The organism is Pseudomonas sp. W3I7 (assembly GCF_030816095.1).
In the GTDB taxonomy this organism is placed as follows: Bacteria; Pseudomonadota; Gammaproteobacteria; order Pseudomonadales; family Pseudomonadaceae; genus Aquipseudomonas; species Aquipseudomonas salomonii.
The window spans coordinates 4,406,579-4,424,206 of sequence record NZ_JAUSXP010000001.1 but is presented as its reverse complement, the minus strand read 5'-3'; the positions used below and the strand labels follow the sequence as shown (position 1 = coordinate 4,424,206).

The following is a 17,628-nucleotide window of genomic DNA, read 5'->3' as shown; positions in this document are numbered from 1 at the left end:
AGCTCCCACAAGGGCTCGCTCCAGCGCAAGGCCGTTGCCGAACATGATTGCAGCCCCAACCAGATCAGAGTGAGATTGGATGTGAGCAAGAGAGCCTATAACTTCTGTGCCGGTCCCGCGGCGCTTCCTGAAGCAGTCCTGCAGCGTGCGCAGGGTGAACTCCTCGACTGGCATGGAAAAGGCCTCTCCGTGATGGAAATGAGCCATCGCAGCGATGAGTTCGTGTCCATCGCCACCAAGGCCGAGCAGGATCTGCGCGACTTGCTGGGCATCCCATCCAACTACAAAGTGCTGTTCCTGCAAGGTGGCGCGAGCCAGCAATTTGCGCAGATTCCGCTGAACTTGTTGCCCGAAGACGGCACTGCCGACTATATCGACACCGGTATCTGGGGCCAGAAGGCGATTGAAGAAGCGTCGCGCTACGGTCACGTCAACGTGGCAGGCACCGCCAAGCCTTACGACTACTTCGCCATTCCCGGTCAGAACGAGTGGAAGCTGTCCAAAGACGCGGCCTACGTGCACTACGTTGCCAACGAAACCATCGGCGGCCTGGAGTTTGACTGGGTGCCGGAAGTGGGCGACGTGCCGTTGGTGTGCGACATGTCTTCGGACATCCTGTCGCGCCCGATCGATGTGTCCAAATACGGCATGATCTACGCCGGTGCGCAGAAGAACATCGGCCCGAGCGGCATCCTGGTCAACATCATCCGCGAAGACCTGCTGGGCCGTGCGCGTTCGCTGTGCCCGACCATGCTCAACTACAAGGTCGCGGCCGATAATGGCTCGATGTACAACACCCCGCCGGCGTTTGCCTGGTACCTTTCCGGCCTGGTGTTCGAGTGGCTGAAAGAGCAGGGCGGTGTCGCCGCCATGGGCAAGCTCAACGAAGAGAAGAAGCGCACCCTGTACGACTTCATCGACGCCAGCGGCCTGTACAGCAACCCGATCAACCTCACCGACCGCTCGTGGATGAACGTACCGTTCCGCCTGGCCGATGACCGCCTGGACAAGCCATTCCTGGCCGGTGCCGACGCACGTGGCCTGCTGAACCTCAAGGGCCACCGTTCGGTCGGTGGCATGCGCGCCTCCATCTACAACGCTGTCGACATCCACGCGATCAACGCGCTGGTTGCCTACATGGCAGAGTTCGAAAAGGAACACGGCTAATGTCTGAGCAAGAACTCAAGGCCCTGCGTGTACGCATCGACAGCCTGGACGAGAAAGTCCTGGAACTGATCAGTGAGCGTGCGCGCTGCGCCCAGGAAGTCGCCCGCGTGAAGATGGCGTCCCTGGCTGAAGGCGAAGTGCCGGTGTTCTACCGGCCTGAGCGCGAAGCCCAGGTGCTCAAGCGCGTGATGGAACGTAACAAGGGCCCGTTGGGCAACGAAGAGATGGCGCGGTTGTTCCGTGAAATCATGTCGTCGTGCCTGGCGCTGGAGCAGCCGCTGAAAGTGGCGTACCTCGGCCCGGAAGGCACCTTCACCCAGGCTGCGGCCATGAAGCATTTCGGCCACGCGGTGATCAGCAAGCCGATGGCGGCCATCGACGAAGTGTTCCGCGAAGTGGCGGCCGGTGCGGTGAACTTTGGCGTGGTGCCGGTGGAAAACTCCACCGAAGGCGCGGTCAACCACACGCTGGACAGCTTCCTTGAGCACGACATGGTGATCTGCGGCGAAGTCGAACTGCGTATTCACCACCACCTGCTGGTGGGCGAGAGCACCAAGACCGACAGCATCAGCCGTATCTACTCCCACGCCCAATCCCTGGCCCAGTGCCGCAAGTGGCTGGACGCGCATTACCCGAATGTCGAGCGCGTGGCGGTGTCCAGCAACGCCGAAGCAGCCAAGCGGGTCAAGGGTGAGTGGAACTCGGCGGCCATTGCCGGTGACATGGCCGCGGGGCTGTACGGCCTGACGCGCCTGGCGGAAAAAATCGAAGACCGCCCGGATAACTCCACGCGCTTTTTGATGATCGGCAGCCAGGAAGTGCCGCCCACCGGCGACGACAAGACCTCGATCATCGTCTCCATGAGCAACAAGCCCGGCGCGCTGCATGAGTTGCTGGTGCCGTTCCACGATAACGGGATTGACCTGACGCGAATCGAAACTCGCCCTTCGCGCAGCGGTAAATGGACGTATGTGTTCTTTATCGACTTCATCGGCCACCACCGCGACCCGCTGGTCAAAGGTGTGCTGGAGAAAATCAGTCAGGAAGCCGTGGCACTCAAGGTGCTGGGCTCTTACCCGAAAGCGGTTTTGTGAGGCTTTAACATGAGTGGCAACTTCCTCGCCCTGGCTCAGCCGGGCGTGCAACAACTGTCGCCTTACGTTCCAGGCAAGCCTGTGGACGAGCTGGCGCGTGAGTTGAACCTGGACCCGTCGAAGATCGTAAAGCTGGCCAGTAACGAAAACCCGCTGGGCCCAAGCCCAAAAGTGTTGGCGGCGATTCATGCAGAATTGACTGAGCTGACCCGCTATCCGGACGGCAATGGCTTCGCCCTCAAGTCGCTGCTGGCCGAGAACTGCCGCGTTGAACTGAACCAGGTCACCCTGGGCAATGGTTCCAACGACATTCTTGAGCTGGTCGGCCGTGCGTACCTGGCCCCAGGCCTGAATGCGGTGTTCAGTGAGCACGCGTTCGCCGTCTACCCGATCGTGACCCAGGCCGTGGGCGCTGATGCCCGCGTCATTCCTGCCAAGGATTGGGGCCACGACCTGCCGGCCATGCTGGCGGCCATCGACGCGCAGACCCGCGTGGTGTTTATCGCCAACCCGAACAACCCGACCGGCACCTGGTTCGACGCCCAGGCGCTGAACGACTTCCTGCAGGACGTGCCCGAGCACGTGCTGGTGGTGCTGGACGAGGCCTACATCGAGTACGCCGAAGGCAGCGACCTGCCGGATGGCCTGGATTTCCTGGCGGCTTACCCGAACCTGCTGGTGTCACGCACCTTCTCCAAGGCTTACGGCCTGGCGTCGCTGCGCGTGGGTTACGGCTTGTCCACTGCCGTGGTGGCCGATGTGCTCAACCGTGTGCGTCAGCCGTTTAATGTCAACAGCCTGGCGTTGGCGGCGGCCTGTGCGGCGGTCAAGGATGCCGAGTACCTGGAAGAAGGTCGTCGCATCAACGAAAGCGGCATGCAGCAGCTGCAGGAGGGTTTCCGTGAGCTGGGCCTGGGCTGGATTCCTTCCAAGGGCAACTTCATTTGTGTTGACCTGGGCCAAGTCGCCGCGCCGGTGTTCCAGGGCCTGCTGCGTGAGGGCGTGATCGTGCGCCCGGTGGCCAACTATGGCATGCCGAACCACCTGCGTATCACCATTGGCTTGCCGGCTGAAAACAGCCGCTTCCTGGAGGCGTTGGCCAAGGTTCTGGCTCGTGGTTGATGTCACTGCATTGCAACCTGCTGTGCCTATGATCGGTCGTCTGGTGGTGGTCGGCCTGGGGTTGATCGGTGGTTCCTTCGCCAAGGGCCTGCGTGAAAGCGGGCTGTGCGGCGAGGTGGTCGGTGTGGACCTGGACCCGCAATCGCGCAAGCTGGCGGTGGAGCTGGGTGTGGTGGATCGCTGTGAGGCCGACCTGGCGCTGGCGTGCCAGGGCGCGGATGTGATCCAGCTCGCTGTGCCGATCCTGGCGATGGAGAAGTTGCTGGCCTTGCTGGCCGACATGGATCTCGGGCAGGCGATCCTCACGGACGTCGGCAGCGCCAAAGGCAATGTGGTGCGCGCCGCCCAACTCGCGTTTGGTGGCATGCCGGCGCGTTTTGTACCGGGCCATCCGATTGCCGGTTCCGAGCAGAGCGGTGTCGAGGCATCCAATGCGCAGTTGTTCCGTCGCCACAAGGTGATTCTGACGCCGCTTGAGCAAACCGATCCGGCGGCCTTGGCGGTGGTGGATCGCCTGTGGCGCGAGTTGGGCGCGGATGTCGAGCATATGCAGGTTGAGCGCCACGACGAAGTGTTGGCGGCGACCAGCCATTTGCCGCACTTGCTGGCCTTTGGCTTGGTGGATTCTTTGGCCAAGCGCAACGAAAACCTTGAGATTTTCCGTTACGCCGCCGGCGGCTTTCGCGATTTCACGCGGATTGCCGGCAGTGACCCGGTGATGTGGCACGACATCTTCCTCGCCAATCGCGAAGCCGTGTTGCGCACCCTGGACACCTTCCGCAGTGACCTCGACGCCTTGCGCGATGCGGTTGATGCGGGGGATGGCCATCAATTATTGGGCGTGTTTACCCGTGCGCGGGTAGCGCGTGAGCATTTCAGCAAGATCCTGGCGCGCCGGGCCTACATGGAAACTGCTGTGAACGCCGATGAGCAGACCTTTCTCGCCAACCCGGGCGGCCGCTTGAGCGGGCAGATCCGGGTGCCGGGCGACAAGTCGATCTCCCATCGCTCGATCATGCTGGGTTCATTGGCCGACGGCGTGACCGAAGTCGAAGGTTTCCTCGAAGGCGAAGATGCCTTGGCAACCTTGCAGGCGTTTCGTGACATGGGCGTGGTCATTGAAGGGCCGCACCACGGGCGCGTGACGATTCATGGTGTGGGTTTGCACGGTTTGCAGCCGGCACCGGGGCCGATCTATCTGGGTAATTCCGGCACGTCGATGCGTTTGCTGTCCGGGTTGCTCGCGGCGCAGCGCTTTGACAGTGTGTTGACCGGTGATGCATCGCTGTCCAGGCGCCCGATGAACCGCGTGGCCAAGCCGCTGCGGGAAATGGGTGCGGTGATCGAGACCGGGCCGGACGGGCATCCGCCGCTGACGATTCGTGGTGGCCAGGCGCTCAAAGGCCTGGATTATTCGATGCCGATGGCCAGTGCGCAGGTGAAGTCCTGCCTGTTGCTGGCCGGGTTGTATGCCGAGGGCAAAACCTCGGTGACCGAGCCTGCGCCGACCCGTGACCATACCGAGCGGATGTTGCGTGGGTTTGGTTACCCGGTGGCGGTGGAGGGCGCTACAGCCTCGGTCGAACCGGGCCATGCATTGACCGCTACGCAGATAGAAGTGCCGGGGGATATTTCCTCTTCGGCGTTCTTCCTGGTGGCGGCTTCGATTGCCGAAGGCTCCGAGTTGTTGCTGGAGCACGTTGGCGTCAACCCGACCCGCACCGGCGTGATCGATATCCTGCGGCTGATGGGCGCGGATATCACCCTGGAAAACCCGCGTGAAGTGGGTGGCGAACCGGTTGCCGACCTGCGCGTGCGCGCCGCTGCGCTAAAAGGCATCGAGATTCCCGAAGCCCTGGTGCCGCTGGCGATCGACGAATTCCCGGTGTTGTTCGTGGCGGCGGCCTGCGCCGAAGGGCGCACCGTGCTGCGTGGCGCCGAAGAACTGCGGGTCAAGGAGTCCGACCGCATCCAGGTCATGGCCGATGGTCTGTTGGCCCTTGGCGTGAAGTGTGAACCGACACCTGATGGGATTATCATTGACGGTGGTCCAATGGGCGGTGGCGAAGTGCAATCCCATGGTGATCACCGCATTGCCATGGCGTTCAGCGTGGCTTCCCTGCGGGCGGCGGCGCCGATTCGTATCCGTGACTGCGCCAATGTAGCTACGTCTTTTCCGAACTTTCTTACACTGTGTGCCCATGTCGGCATCCGTGTTGCCCAAGAGGCTCAATTGTGAATATCAAAGCACCGGTGATTACCATCGACGGGCCGAGCGGCTCGGGCAAAGGCACGATCGCCGGCATTCTGGCCAAGCGCCTGGGCTGGTGCCTGCGTGGATTCCGGCGCGCTGTACCGCCTGCTGGCCTTTGCCGCACGCAACCATGGCGTCGATCTGACCAACGAAGAATCCCTGAAGCTGCTGGCGGCGCACCTTGATGTGCAGTTCGTCGGCGCGACGGAAGGTCATCCGCAACGCATCATCCTCGAAGGTGATGACGTGACCGATGATCTGCGCAACGAACAAGTTGGCTCCTGGGCCTCCCAGGTTGCCGCGCTGCCGGCCGTGCGCGACGCATTGCTGCAGCGCCAGCGGGCGTTTCAGGAGCCGCCGGGCCTGGTGGCTGATGGCCGTGACATGGGCACCGTGGTGTTTCCCGAGGCGCCACTGAAGATTTTCCTGACCGCCAGCGCCGAGGAGCGTGCTCGCCGCCGTTACTTGCAGTTGAAGGGCAAAGTCGATGGTGTTAGTCTGTCGAGTCTGCTAGATGAGATCCGTGCACGCGATGAGCGTGATACCCAGCGTGCGGTAGCCCCGCTAAAGCCGGCGGCTGACGCCATACAGCTGGATTCCACGGAGTTGTCCATCGAGCAGGTGCTGGAACGCATCTTGAGTGAAATCGCCATTCGCGATATCGCCGGGTGATCAAGAAGGCCGCAGGGGACCAGTCATAGTCCTGCGGTGGCTTCTTTTAACTGAAACTGACCCACACCGTCTGGGGTGTGGAGATGGGCGTATTCTTCGCCCTTATCAACAGGAATTAAAATGAGCGAAAGCTTTGCGGAACTCTTTGAAGAAAGCCTAAAAACCCTGAACCTTCAGGCAGGCTCCATCATCACCGGTGTTATCGTTGATATCGATTACCAAGCTCGCTGGGTAACCGTTCACGCTGGTCTGAAGTCTGAAGCTCTGATCCCGCTGGAACAGTTCTACAACGATGCTGGCGATCTGACTATCAATGTCGGTGACGAAGTTCACGTTGCTCTGGACTCGGTTGAAGACGGTTTCGGTGAAACCAAGCTGTCCCGTGAAAAAGCCAAGCGCGCTGAATGCTGGATTGTTCTCGAAGCAGCCTTCGCAGCTGAAGAAGTGGTCAAGGGCGTTATCAACGGTAAGGTTAAAGGCGGCTTCACTGTCGACGTTAACGGCATCCGTGCGTTCCTGCCAGGTTCTTTGGTCGACGTTCGTCCTGTGCGCGACACCACGCACCTGGAAGGCAAAGAACTCGAATTCAAGGTCATCAAACTCGACCAGAAGCGCAACAACGTTGTCGTTTCCCGTCGCAGCGTCCTGGAAGCAGAGAACTCCGCCGAGCGTGAAGCTCTGCTGGAATCCCTGCAGGAAGGCCAACAAGTCAAAGGTATCGTCAAGAACCTCACCGATTACGGCGCATTCGTCGATCTGGGTGGCGTCGATGGCCTGCTGCACATTACCGACATGGCTTGGAAGCGTATCAAGCATCCTTCCGAAATCGTCAACGTTGGCGACGAGATCGATGTCAAGGTTCTGAAGTACGATCGTGAGCGTAACCGCGTTTCCCTGGGCTTGAAGCAGCTGGGCGAAGATCCATGGGTTGCTATCAAGGCTCGTTACCCAGAAAGCACTCGCGTAACCGCGCGTGTTACCAACCTGACCGACTACGGCTGCTTTGCAGAGCTGGAAGAAGGCGTGGAAGGCCTGGTACACGTTTCCGAAATGGACTGGACCAACAAGAACATCCACCCTTCGAAAGTCGTACAAGTCGGCGACGAAGTGGAAGTTATGGTTCTGGACATCGACGAAGAGCGTCGTCGTATCTCCCTGGGCATCAAGCAGTGCAAATCTAACCCATGGGAAGATTTCTCTGGCCAGTTCAACAAGGGCGATAAAATCTCCGGCACCATCAAGTCGATCACCGATTTCGGTATCTTCATTGGTCTGGACGGCGGCATCGACGGCCTGGTTCACCTGTCCGACATCTCCTGGAACGAAGTGGGCGAAGAAGCTGTTCGTCGTTTCAAGAAGGGCGACGAGCTGGACACCGTTATCCTGTCGGTTGACCCAGAGCGCGAGCGCATCTCCCTGGGTATCAAGCAACTGGAAAGCGATCCGTTCTCCGAGTACGTTCAAGAGAACGACAAAGGCGCAATCGTTAAAGGCACTGTGAAAGAAGTTGACGCCAAAGGCGCCATCATCGTTCTGGCCGACGATATCGAAGCGACTCTGAAAGCCTCCGAAATCAGCCGTGACCGCGTTGAAGACGCGCGCAACGTTCTGAAAGAAGGCCAGGAAGTAGAAGCCAAGATCATCAGCGTTGACCGCAAGAGCCGCGTGATCCAACTCTCCATCAAGTCCAAGGACGAGATCGAAGAGAAAGAAGCAATTCAGAGCCTGCGCGACAAGCCAGCTACCTCTGACATCGCTTCGGGTCCGACCACTCTGGGCGACCTGCTGCGTGCACAAATGGAAAAACAGAACTAAGTTCTGTCAGACCATAGAAAAAGGGCGACTTCGGTCGCCCTTTTTTGTGCCTGAAATTCGTTGAATCAACAAGTTAGAACCAAGGCGTGCAGCCCAGTGTCAGAGCTGACTATAGTTATTAACAATTGCTCCGCCGTGTTGTTGTTTCAATAAGGATTTGAATGAACAGGCTTATCGTTTTATTTGCAGTGGTGCTGCTGGCCGGCTGTACTGCCACCAGTGCCAAAACCCACGCCAAACGCGGCGTCAGCGGCATCGAGATCGATTGCTCGGGCCTTGGCAGCAATTGGGACAAGTGTGAGAAGCGCGCTGCCCGAGAGTGCAAGATGCAGGGTTACAAGGTCATCACCCGATCCAGTGACGCCAAGGACGAGGAGGGTGACTATCTGTTCGGCTGGAACCCTGCCGGCGCCGTCACTCGTACCATGTTGGTGATCTGTAATTGAGGGGGGTCAAGCATGAGTTCCGGGTATCCGTTGATGCTGCAGATAAGTTGGCAGGTGGGCTGTTCAAATTCACCAAGTCATGCTAAAACCTTCGAAGCGCTTTTCCTAGCTGCTTGAAAAAGAAGGGAAAAATATGACGAAGTCGGAGTTGATCGAACGAATTGTCACCCATCAAGGGCTGCTTTCATCCAAGGATGTAGAGCTGGCTATCAAGACGATGCTTGAACAGATGTCCCAGTGCCTGGCTACCGGGGACCGCATTGAGATCCGTGGTTTTGGCAGTTTCTCCCTGCACTACCGCGCACCGCGAGTAGGTCGCAACCCGAAAACCGGGCAATCCGTCAGCCTTGACGGCAAGTTTGTGCCTCACTTCAAGCCGGGCAAGGAATTGCGCGATCGAGTTAATGAGGATGAAGACGAGGTTTGATACTCGTGAGGGAGGCGGCATGAGTAGATTGAAGCGTGTTATTGCACTGCTGGTAGTGTTGGTGCTGCTGCTGTGCATCGTGGCATTTGTGCTGGAAAATCAACAGTCGGTTTCTCTGCAGTTCTTGAGTTGGGCAGCCCCGCAGTTGCCAATTTCTGTTTTCGTGGTGCTCGCTTTATTGGTTGGAATGGTTATTGGCCCACTGATGGCGTGGGTCGCCAGGGCGCGGCGCAAGACTCGGGTTTGATCCAGGCCACTGTTCATAAGTGGAAGGAAGGGGAGGCGATCGCCGCCCCTGTGGACGTATTCACTTCGGTTCTTTCTCTCCGGCCCTGAACTTTACGGCCAGCGCTATCAGCGGCAGATAGGCCGCCAGCAGTCCCAAAAAGCCATCCACCGTGCCGCTGCCCACGAGCAGCGCCACAGGTAACAGCCATCCAATGTTGATTGCCGCTACCGCCAGGGTGACCGGCGCATGTTTACCGAACCGACGGGAAGCGAACTGGTAGGCGTGGCTGCGGTGGGCTTCATAGACTTTGTCGCCTCTGAGCAGGCGGCGCAGCAAGGTCCATGTCGCGTCAGTGATAAACACACCCAGCAGGATCAGCCAGCTCCACAGTAGCTGCGGCGTGACCCAGGCCGCCTGTAGCGACAGTACCCCCAGCGTGATGCCCAGGAACCCGCTGCCCGCATCGCCCATGAAGATACGGGCTTTTGGGAAGTTCCAATACAGGAAGCCAACGACTGCAAACGCCAGTAACAACGGCGTAAACGCGATCAACTCGTGCCCTGTAAGCCAATAGAGCAGCGCACTGCCAAGGCATACGCAAATAGCCTCGACGCTGGCTATTCCATCAATTCCATCCATGAAGTTATACAAGTTCAGCAGCCATACCAGGTAGACCGCTGCCAGCATATGGCCGATCCAGCTCAAGTCGACGGCGAACCCCGCCACCACCAACGGCGGCAGGCCACCGATCCAGAACAGTGCCCATGCCGCGGCTATAAAGTGCCCTAGCAGGCGCCAACGTGCGCTGATATGACCATGGTCGTCTAAAAAGCCCAAGACCGCGATGCCGGTCCCGGCGCCGAACAATGCGTAGGTGAGTGGCCATGCAATCAGGCCAAGGCTGGCGGTCAGCAATAACGCTAACAGAAAGCTGACGACGATCGAGACACCGCCGCCCCTGGGCGTAGGCACAACGTGCGAGCTGCGCGCATTCGGGATGTCGATCAGGCTTCGCGCCAGGGCGTAATGACGCAAGGCCCCGGTTAAAAGGAGTGCGACAATCGTCACAGCCGGTAATAACCACCACATATTCATTTAGTTTGCAGTTCCAAAAAATGTTTGCCTGTTTGACTCAGTGCCTGATCAACGCTGCTCGGCGGTGTCCAGCCCAGTAGTTCGCGAGTCTTGCCAATATCGACCTGCAGGGAGCCGCATAGCCTTTGAGCGAGTGCCCGGCGACCCAGCGCCGTGGCGCCGGTTTGCAGCAACCAGCTCGGCACAGGTAGCAAGCGTGCGGGCTTGTTCAGTGCCGTTCCCATTCGCCGCAAAAGCGCGGTGGTGGAGAGGTCCTCCCCGTCACTGACCAGGAAGGTTTGATTGGCGGCAGCGGGGTGCTCGGTGCACGTCACAATCAAATCAACCAGGTTGTCCAAGGCAACCAGGCTGCGTTGATTGTTCACGGCGCCGAAGGGCAAGGGCAGGCCTTTATGCAACCAGCGCATCATGCTCAGGAAGTTCGCTTGAACGCCGGGTCCGTAGACCAATACGGGACGAATGATCACCACCTCCATGCCAGTTTCGCAAGCCAGTGTTCGCAGGCCTTGTTCTGCTTCCTGTTTGGAGATGCCGTAGGGGTCGGTAGGGGCTGTGGGACCGTCAGCCGTATACGGCGCGCCGGTCGCCGTGCCCTCGCCATTGACCTTGATCGAGCTGATAAATATAAAGCGTTTAACCCCGGCAGCCGCCGCTTGGCGGGCCAGGTTCAGGGTGCCTTCGACGTTGACCCGCCGGTATTCGGCAAGTGGATCGGTGGATGCGTCACTCATGACATGGACCCGGGCGGCCAGGTGGATCACCGTATCCTGGTGCTTGAGCAACACCTGCCAATCCTGATCGTCGGATAGCCCGCCGATAAGGCGCTGGTTGACGCGCGGATCGAGGTCGGCCTTGAGCCCGCGTACAGCCGCGGTAATCGAGTGCTGGCGTTGTAGCAGTGGCGCGATTAACCCGCTACCGACAAAGCCGCTCGCTCCCGTCAGGAGGATTTGCATAATCAACGAGTTCCTGTGAGTGAAAGAACATCATTCGCCATTTCGCGCATGATGCGGCCGCGTGCGAAACGCTCGACGAAGGCATGGCGCGGGCGCGTCTTAATGTTGAGCGTCTCGAAGGACTGGATCCCTGCGGCAGCGTCACACGGCGCAAACACGGCAGCGTTTTCAATATGTTCAGAGACAAAGCCGGCTGCGTAACCCGAGATGCCCGCCCAGATCGGTTTGCCCAGTGCCGCGTATTCAAACACTTTCGACGGCAAGACCTTGCGGAAGGCGTCGTGATCGTTCAAATGCAGGAAGAGCACATCCGCCGCCTGATAAGCCTCGATCAACTGTTCGCGCTTGACCGGTTTCAAGAGTTCAACGTTAGTACAGGCGTGAGTGACAATGGCTTGTTTTAACAGCCCGATCCGGCCTCCGTCGCCAATCACTCGGAATCGCACCTTCCCTTCAAGCTGTTTGGCCAGTTGGGGGATAATGTTGTGCAGCCCCTGGCCTTCACCGATATTTCCCGCATAGACAATGTCCAGAATCGGGTTGGGCACCTTTTCTTCAGCCACCGGTTGCGCATCCAGGAATTCGCCATCGATGCCATTCGTATAGGTCGAGTAGCGTTGATCGGGATAGCGTGATTGGAAGTAAGGCAGAAAACCTTCAGAGACCAGGTTGACCTTTTGCGCCGAGTGAACGGTAAAACGTTCAACCAGCGATAATAAGGGTTTAAGCAACCAGACTTTTTCTTTGGACAGCACATCCTTGATCGTGTCGACAAAGATATCGCGTATATCCAGGTAGAGCGGCGTTCGTTTTGTGCGTGCGATCACCGCTCCCAGCGTAGCGGTCATCAGGCGTGAAGAAGTCGCGTAGATAAGATCGTAGTCTTGGTTTCGCACAATCTTGCGTGCAGCGTTGGCATACACCAGAAACGCTCTTGCTTGATCGACCATCCCGCTCTTGTGGCCAGGCAGGGCCACTCGGCGGATGGTGAGCCTGGGGTGCGTCTCCAGTTCCGGGGCTTGACTGCTGAAAGAGCTGTAGCGATTTGGCAGGGTTGTGATCAACTCGATATGGGCGTCTGTGGGCAGTTGTTCCAGAAGTGCATCCACCAGTGCCGTCGTGCGGAATGAACCGGCTGACAGATCAGGCTGGTAGTAAAAGCTCAAAATCAAAAGTTTCACGTAAGCCTCACCATGTTATGCGGGTGGTCAGTTTGTCTGTCGACATTTCAGCGACGATGCACTGATTGGGAACAGACTTGCCGAATTCCGGATGCCATGTGGAAGACACCACATGGATCCGGGTTGCGCCCTCTAGTGTCGCAACAGCGACCTGACCGCCGGGCAGGGTGATCGTTACCTTGTTGCCTTGTTGAGTGGTGCGGATATCAGGGTGTAAAAATAGCCTTGAGACAGCTTGATCGAATGTGCCGGAGACGGAATCTGTCACCTGTAATTCACCGGCCATCGCAACCCACTCGCGAACGTGCAGGTTTTTCCCCGGTAGGCGCAGGTAGCCGTCATGGCTGCCACTGACACGTACGGTATCGACTGTTTTTTCCAGCTCACCCACAGTGGTGCGTGCGCGTCGTGCGACCCTGAATCCGGCCCAGACTTCAGATGAGTTTTCACCGTTCACTTCTACCGTGTTGTGCGCTGCGGTGCTGCGTTGCCGTTGACGTTCTGCGCCTTCGCCATATTGAGACGTTCCAGAGTTGACGAACACGCGCTGTCCAAACAGGCTGAGTTCGAAGCTCAGGGTGTCCGCATGGGTGTGACCTGGCTGGTAATCAGGCGCAACCTGCGCAAGGTTCAACAACGCTTTGCACTGATCGCCAAAATTGATCGCCACGTAGCCACTTTCAGCCTGGTGTACAGCTGCAATCGTAGTGGTGGACGTGTCATTGCGCGCACGGCACCCCAATTCAAACGCGTATGCCTCTATATCCAGCAGTGTGGGGGCAATGCCGAATGCCGAGTCATTGAAGAACGGAATGCCACCATCCGGGTGCTGGAGGCTGCGCAACCAGACCAGGCCTTGCTCAATCTGCTGCTTCCATTGTTTTTTGCGAGTGTTAAGTTCCGGCAGCTCGGAGTGCGTGGCCAAGTTCAGCAGGTCGCAGATGTCCCAAAGCAGAGACGCGTGGTACATGGGGGACAGTTCGAAGTGCGCACCGTCCGCAAGAAACTGCTCCTTGATTTCCTCATCAAGGATCTTCAACCCCCTGGACAGCCAGCTGTCTGCCCGATCGCCGTTCAGAAAGCTCCCGGCAAACACCAGTGCCTTGCCATTCACGAACAAATGGTTGGCGAGAATGTGATACTCGATCTGTTCGGACAGCGCGTGGGCCTGTGTAGCCAGACTGTCGAGCCAGTGCGGTTCCAGGGTCGGTTGTTGTTGCAGCCACTTGATCAGATTTACGATGCGTAAAGAGAGCGTATAGGGTTCCCAGCCGCATCCATGAAAGGGGGCGTTGTTTGTGATCCAACTGTTGACCAGGCGCGTGTCGAAGTCTCTTCGGTCCTCGCTTGAAGCGGCCAGGTGATCCAGATAATGCAGGTTGTACTGCCAAATTTTCGGTCGTGTCTGATCGTGCCAATCAATCGGCGCCGTCAGCCCCATGAATTCAAATTGTTCGTCGGCACCGAAGCGCGAGGCACACCAATGGGGAGCCTTCGCCAGGTTAATTCCAGGGCGCCGGGTAAAGCCTTGCGCCGAAAAAGGCCGGACTTTAGCGAAGCGATAGTAAAGACGGTAAACGATCTGCTTCAGTCGCAGCATTTTAACGGTGTGGTAGAGCTTGATTATTCGTTGCATCAACGTCCTGCTTAGGTCAATCACTTGAAAGTTAAAGTAGTGAGTACTGCCTGACGCCCGTTAAGGGAAATTGATTTTCAGCCAACGCTCGAAGTACACCATCTGCCAGAGTTTGTAGGTGTTGTTTGCGCTGCCTGAAAAATGATTGTTCACTAACTTTTCCACTTCCTCTCGGGCTACGTAGGTGTAGATGCGCTCGAACTCGGTGAGCAGGCGTTGTTGGCCTATGCGTTGGATAATGCCATCCAGAGGTGGGTTGAAGCCTGTTTTGGGGCGATCAACCAATGAGGCGGGAAGCAGGCTTTTCAGCAGCTTCTTGAGGGGGGCCTTTGGCGCTCCGCCTTTAAGCAAATCTGCACTTGAGGTTGCAAGACCGCTGGCCACCACGCGCTCGTCCAGCAAGGGGACGCGCAGTTCGATACTGGCGAGCATACTGGCCTTGTCCGAGACACTCAGGTTATGGCTCAAGAAGCCTGTTTGATCAAAATGCTGTGCGCATTTAACTTTGTCTTCAACGGCGCCGGTGTACTGATCCATTACGCCGGACAGGCGTTGCTTGTAGTGTCGCTCAAGCTCGATGTAGTCGCGAAAAAAGCCCTGCAACTCCTGGCGGGAGAAGTACCCCAGCATGCGCGAATACGCCAGGGGCCAATAGTTTTCCTGGGCGTAGGACACCAACCGCTCAAACTTTTTGTCGAGCCGCTTTGGAAATAACTTGAGCTTTAGCAGTGCACTTAATACGGGATACAGCCACCTGATGAGCGTGTGATGCTTGAGGACTGTGTAGCGTGGGTAACCTGCAAACGCCTCATCTCCGCCCATGCCACTGAGCATGACGGTATATCCACTTTTCCTGGCTTCGGTGGACAAACGGTAGGTTGCCCAGAACGTATAGTCGGAGACCAGTTCTTCGGTGTTGGCAGCGACGAAGTCGATGGACTCGAACGGGTCTGTATTTGAGTCGAGAATCTCGGTGACCACCAGCTTTTTGCCAAGGTGTTCGGCGATCCTGGCGGAAAACTTCGTATCGACAGTGGAGTCGTCCGTTGCGTCGTACTGTGCGAAAAATAAATCAGCATCACCGGTGAAACTTGCCAGGATGCTGGAGTCTGCGCCACCACTGAAAAATACCCCGACCGGTACGTCCGCTTCCAATTGGCGCGTCACGGCAGAGCGCACATCCTGCACCAGGCTTTGCTCGGTCTTGAAGTTCATCGCGCTCTGGTAACGCTGGGTTGTGATCTTGCCGGTTGCCAGGTCGAACGCCAGGTAACTGCCGGGCATCAGTTTCTTGATGGATGTGTAGCCGGTGTTGGGTTCGTAGAGAAAGCCGTTGTTGAAAAACTCAAAGACATCATCCGGGTCTATGTCGGTGTTTACCTGCGAGAAACATTTGAGGCCGCGGATTTCTGAGCAGGCGTAGAAGCCGTCGGTGCCGGTATAGCAATACACCGGCTTGATGCCAACGACGTCCCTGACCAGAAAGGTTTTTTTGCGCGGCTCATCCAATACGACAAATGTGAACATGCCTTCAAGCAGTGCAAAGGCCTGCTCTTGATGCTCTACGTACAACTGCAGGATAACTTCGGTATCGGAGGTGCCTTTGAAGGTATAGCCTTTTTCGACCAGTTGCCGGCGCAACTCGTGGTGGTTAAACACCTCGCCATTGAACACGATGCTCACACCATGATTGTCGGCAAACATCGGCTGGCTGCCAGTCGGTGACAAATCCAGAATGCTCAACCTGTTGTGCCCCAGGCCTACCTGATAGCCCGCGACACTGGCGAAATAGGTACCGGATGCATCCGGGCCACGGTGCCGTGTAACCGCCAGGCTTTTTTCCATTTGAGCCTGAGTCTCGGGTACGCCGTCTTTGACTGCAAAAAAGCTGAGGCCACACATTATACCGACGTCTCCCTGGTGTCTTTGACGACCGTTACCGGCCGGGTGTTGGAGAGTGACGCTGGATGCCCGACAGGCAAGGCGGTACCCATCATTTGATTTGAATGCTTGTGCGCCAGCATTACGCCCCAGGCTGCTGCGAGCAGTAAGTTGAAGGAAATCAGGCGAAACACCGCGAAGAACAACCCGTAGATCGCCAGCGTTATGACTGCCGTGCGAATCACGGTGAGGTGAACGGGGTCGGACTTCAGAGAGGTCAACCGATAGACGACGGGAGCGCCGAGGACAGTGATGTACATCAACAGCCCCAAAATGCCGCCGACCATCAGCATGTACAGTGGCCAGTTATGGATATAGCCAACTGACTCCGTGAATGAATCACCGCCGGGTCTCTCCCAGCGCATCTCGTGTTTGATCCCGATACCATTGCCCAGCACGGGGTGATCCTGAAACATGCTCCAGGCGATTTTATATTCCTGTACCCGGGAAGAGACGTTGAAGTCCTGCTTCTCGTTGGCAGCAGGCTTGGACTCGGAGACTACCGGCGCCGCAGCGTCAGGTTGCGTGCGTTTCTCTCCCATGGACGCAATGGAAGAGGTTGCGATAGGCAGTGCAGTATTCGCCAGGGAGTTCATGCGCCCCAGCCATACGTCTTGCATGCCGGTGGCAAAAATAAACACAAGGCTAAACAGCGCTTGAATGACAATGCCGGATACTACTTTCAGCCGTAAATGCTTATGCGCGAAAAAGGTATAGAGCGCGAACAAGCCAATGACCACAAGCGCACTGATCAGCATGCTTCGTGTGAATGTGATCAGCACTGCGGCCGCGCAAAGCAGCGATATCAGGCCACTGATCCATGCAACCCTTCGGTCAGGCGTCAACGTGCCGACGACATACCCGAGCACCATGCCCAGCGGCAGGATCGCGTCGGTTGCTTGCGCCAGCACCATGGTGATGCGATCACGCATGGGGCCCTGTGCGTTAACGTTGCGCAGCGCTTCTTCATAAGGGATTTTTACCATCTCCCCGTTGACCTGGAGGGTCCAGTACGGTTGCCACAAGCCGTGATAGAAGTAATAGACAACGATGTAGCCTGCGGTCAGTAAAATCAGGGTTCCCACCGAAGCGCCCAGCCAACGAATGTTGTTCTCTTCGCGGCCTACCAGTGCGCAGATCGGGATCAGTGCATAGATAAACAGAAAGGGCACTACCCCTCTGATCCAATCAGCCATCGGAACATGGTGGTACATCGCTACACCCAGGTTCAGCACTAGAAACCCCAGGCCTATTAGCAATGGGGTGGCGAACAGGCGCAGGACCGATCTGAAACCCAGAGTACGGAGCAGTTTGATCAACGCGCTGAGGAATACCGCCATCAGCAGGGCAGCAAACGCTATTTCCTGGGCGCCCAACGAAGTGGGCGCGGGGTGAAGAGCAAAGGCCATTGGGAACAGCGCCAATAAACCCAGCCAAGGCGACAGGATGGCCGTCAATACCAGTAGAGCGCTGCCGATAATGGCCGTGTAGAAAAGCACGCCAGGATCCAGCATAAATAAAATGGCAATGAGCGCTGCTGCCGTGATCGCCATAGAATTTTTTACGCAGACAGGTTGACTCATTGCGGTACTC

The 17,628-nt window shown here is 57.6% G+C and carries 14 protein-coding genes and 1 pseudogene; 9 read left to right on the top strand and 6 right to left on the bottom strand.

Features of this window, described 5'->3' with window-relative positions:
* Positions 1 to 81 precede the first annotated feature (81 nt).
* The 9 genes and pseudogenes from serC to QF043_RS20340 all read left to right on the top strand — a co-directional run bounded on the left by serC (position 82) and on the right by QF043_RS20340 (position 9,244).
* Positions 82 to 1,167 (top strand): 3-phosphoserine/phosphohydroxythreonine transaminase, encoded by a 1,086-nt coding sequence (gene serC / locus QF043_RS20380; protein ID WP_056857640.1) that lies wholly within the window; start codon positions 82 to 84, stop codon positions 1,165 to 1,167.
* Complete coding sequence (pheA, locus tag QF043_RS20375) at positions 1,167 to 2,261, top strand: prephenate dehydratase (protein ID WP_053132458.1); 1,095 nt, start codon at positions 1,167 to 1,169, stop codon at positions 2,259 to 2,261. The genes serC and pheA overlap by 1 nt, the downstream gene beginning before the upstream one ends.
* Positions 2,262 to 2,270: 9 nt before the next feature.
* Positions 2,271 to 3,383 (top strand): histidinol-phosphate transaminase, encoded by a 1,113-nt coding sequence (gene hisC, locus QF043_RS20370; protein WP_305458654.1) that lies wholly within the window; start codon positions 2,271 to 2,273, stop codon positions 3,381 to 3,383.
* 28 nt (positions 3,384 to 3,411) lie between these two features.
* Positions 3,412 to 5,622 carry a bifunctional prephenate dehydrogenase/3-phosphoshikimate 1-carboxyvinyltransferase gene (locus QF043_RS20365; protein ID WP_307421455.1) on the top strand — a complete coding sequence of 737 codons (2,211 nt, stop codon included), beginning with the start codon at positions 3,412 to 3,414 and terminating at the stop codon, positions 5,620 to 5,622.
* Positions 5,619 to 6,309 (top strand): annotated as a pseudogene (gene cmk, locus QF043_RS20360) ((d)CMP kinase). The gene QF043_RS20365 and the pseudogene cmk overlap by 4 nt, the downstream one beginning before the upstream one ends.
* A 120-nt stretch (positions 6,310 to 6,429) precedes the next feature.
* Positions 6,430 to 8,124, top strand: a complete 1,695-nt coding sequence (rpsA, locus tag QF043_RS20355; protein WP_017136102.1) for a 30S ribosomal protein S1 — start codon at positions 6,430 to 6,432, stop codon at positions 8,122 to 8,124.
* Positions 8,125 to 8,285: 161 nt separating this feature from the next.
* Positions 8,286 to 8,570: a hypothetical protein gene (locus tag QF043_RS20350; RefSeq protein ID WP_017136101.1), complete on the top strand. Its 285-nt coding sequence runs from the start codon at positions 8,286 to 8,288 to the stop codon at positions 8,568 to 8,570.
* A gap of 133 nt (positions 8,571 to 8,703) precedes the next feature.
* Positions 8,704 to 8,997: an integration host factor subunit beta gene (gene ihfB, locus QF043_RS20345; RefSeq protein ID WP_003172657.1), complete on the top strand. Its 294-nt coding sequence runs from the start codon at positions 8,704 to 8,706 to the stop codon at positions 8,995 to 8,997.
* A gap of 19 nt (positions 8,998 to 9,016) precedes the next feature.
* Complete coding sequence (locus QF043_RS20340) at positions 9,017 to 9,244, top strand: LapA family protein (protein ID WP_056857638.1); 228 nt, start codon at positions 9,017 to 9,019, stop codon at positions 9,242 to 9,244.
* 60 nt (positions 9,245 to 9,304) lie between these two features.
* Here QF043_RS20340 and QF043_RS20335 read toward each other — a convergent pair whose 3' ends face one another.
* Genes QF043_RS20335 through QF043_RS20310 form a run of 6 tightly spaced genes read right to left on the bottom strand, consistent with a single transcriptional unit; the run spans position 9,305 to position 17,618 of the window.
* Entirely contained in the window at positions 9,305 to 10,321 is a 1,017-nt protein-coding gene (locus tag QF043_RS20335; RefSeq protein WP_307419961.1) for a glycosyltransferase family 4 protein, read from the bottom strand.
* Positions 10,318 to 11,277, bottom strand: a complete 960-nt coding sequence (locus QF043_RS20330; RefSeq protein ID WP_307419960.1) for an SDR family oxidoreductase — start codon at positions 11,275 to 11,277, stop codon at positions 10,318 to 10,320. Before QF043_RS20330 ends, QF043_RS20335 begins: the two co-directional genes overlap by 4 nt.
* Before the next feature lie 2 nt (positions 11,278 to 11,279).
* Entirely contained in the window at positions 11,280 to 12,458 is a 1,179-nt protein-coding gene (locus QF043_RS20325; protein WP_307419959.1) for a glycosyltransferase family 4 protein, read from the bottom strand.
* 7 nt (positions 12,459 to 12,465) lie between these two features.
* Entirely contained in the window at positions 12,466 to 14,094 is a 1,629-nt protein-coding gene (locus QF043_RS20320) for an alginate lyase family protein (protein WP_307419958.1), read from the bottom strand.
* Positions 14,095 to 14,154: 60 nt separating this feature from the next.
* Complete coding sequence (asnB, locus tag QF043_RS20315; protein WP_307419957.1) at positions 14,155 to 15,996, bottom strand: asparagine synthase (glutamine-hydrolyzing); 1,842 nt, start codon at positions 15,994 to 15,996, stop codon at positions 14,155 to 14,157.
* Positions 15,996 to 17,618 (bottom strand): O-antigen ligase, encoded by a 1,623-nt coding sequence (locus QF043_RS20310; RefSeq protein ID WP_307419956.1) that lies wholly within the window; start codon positions 17,616 to 17,618, stop codon positions 15,996 to 15,998. Before QF043_RS20310 ends, asnB begins: the two co-directional genes overlap by 1 nt.
* Positions 17,619 to 17,628: the final 10 nt, after the last annotated feature.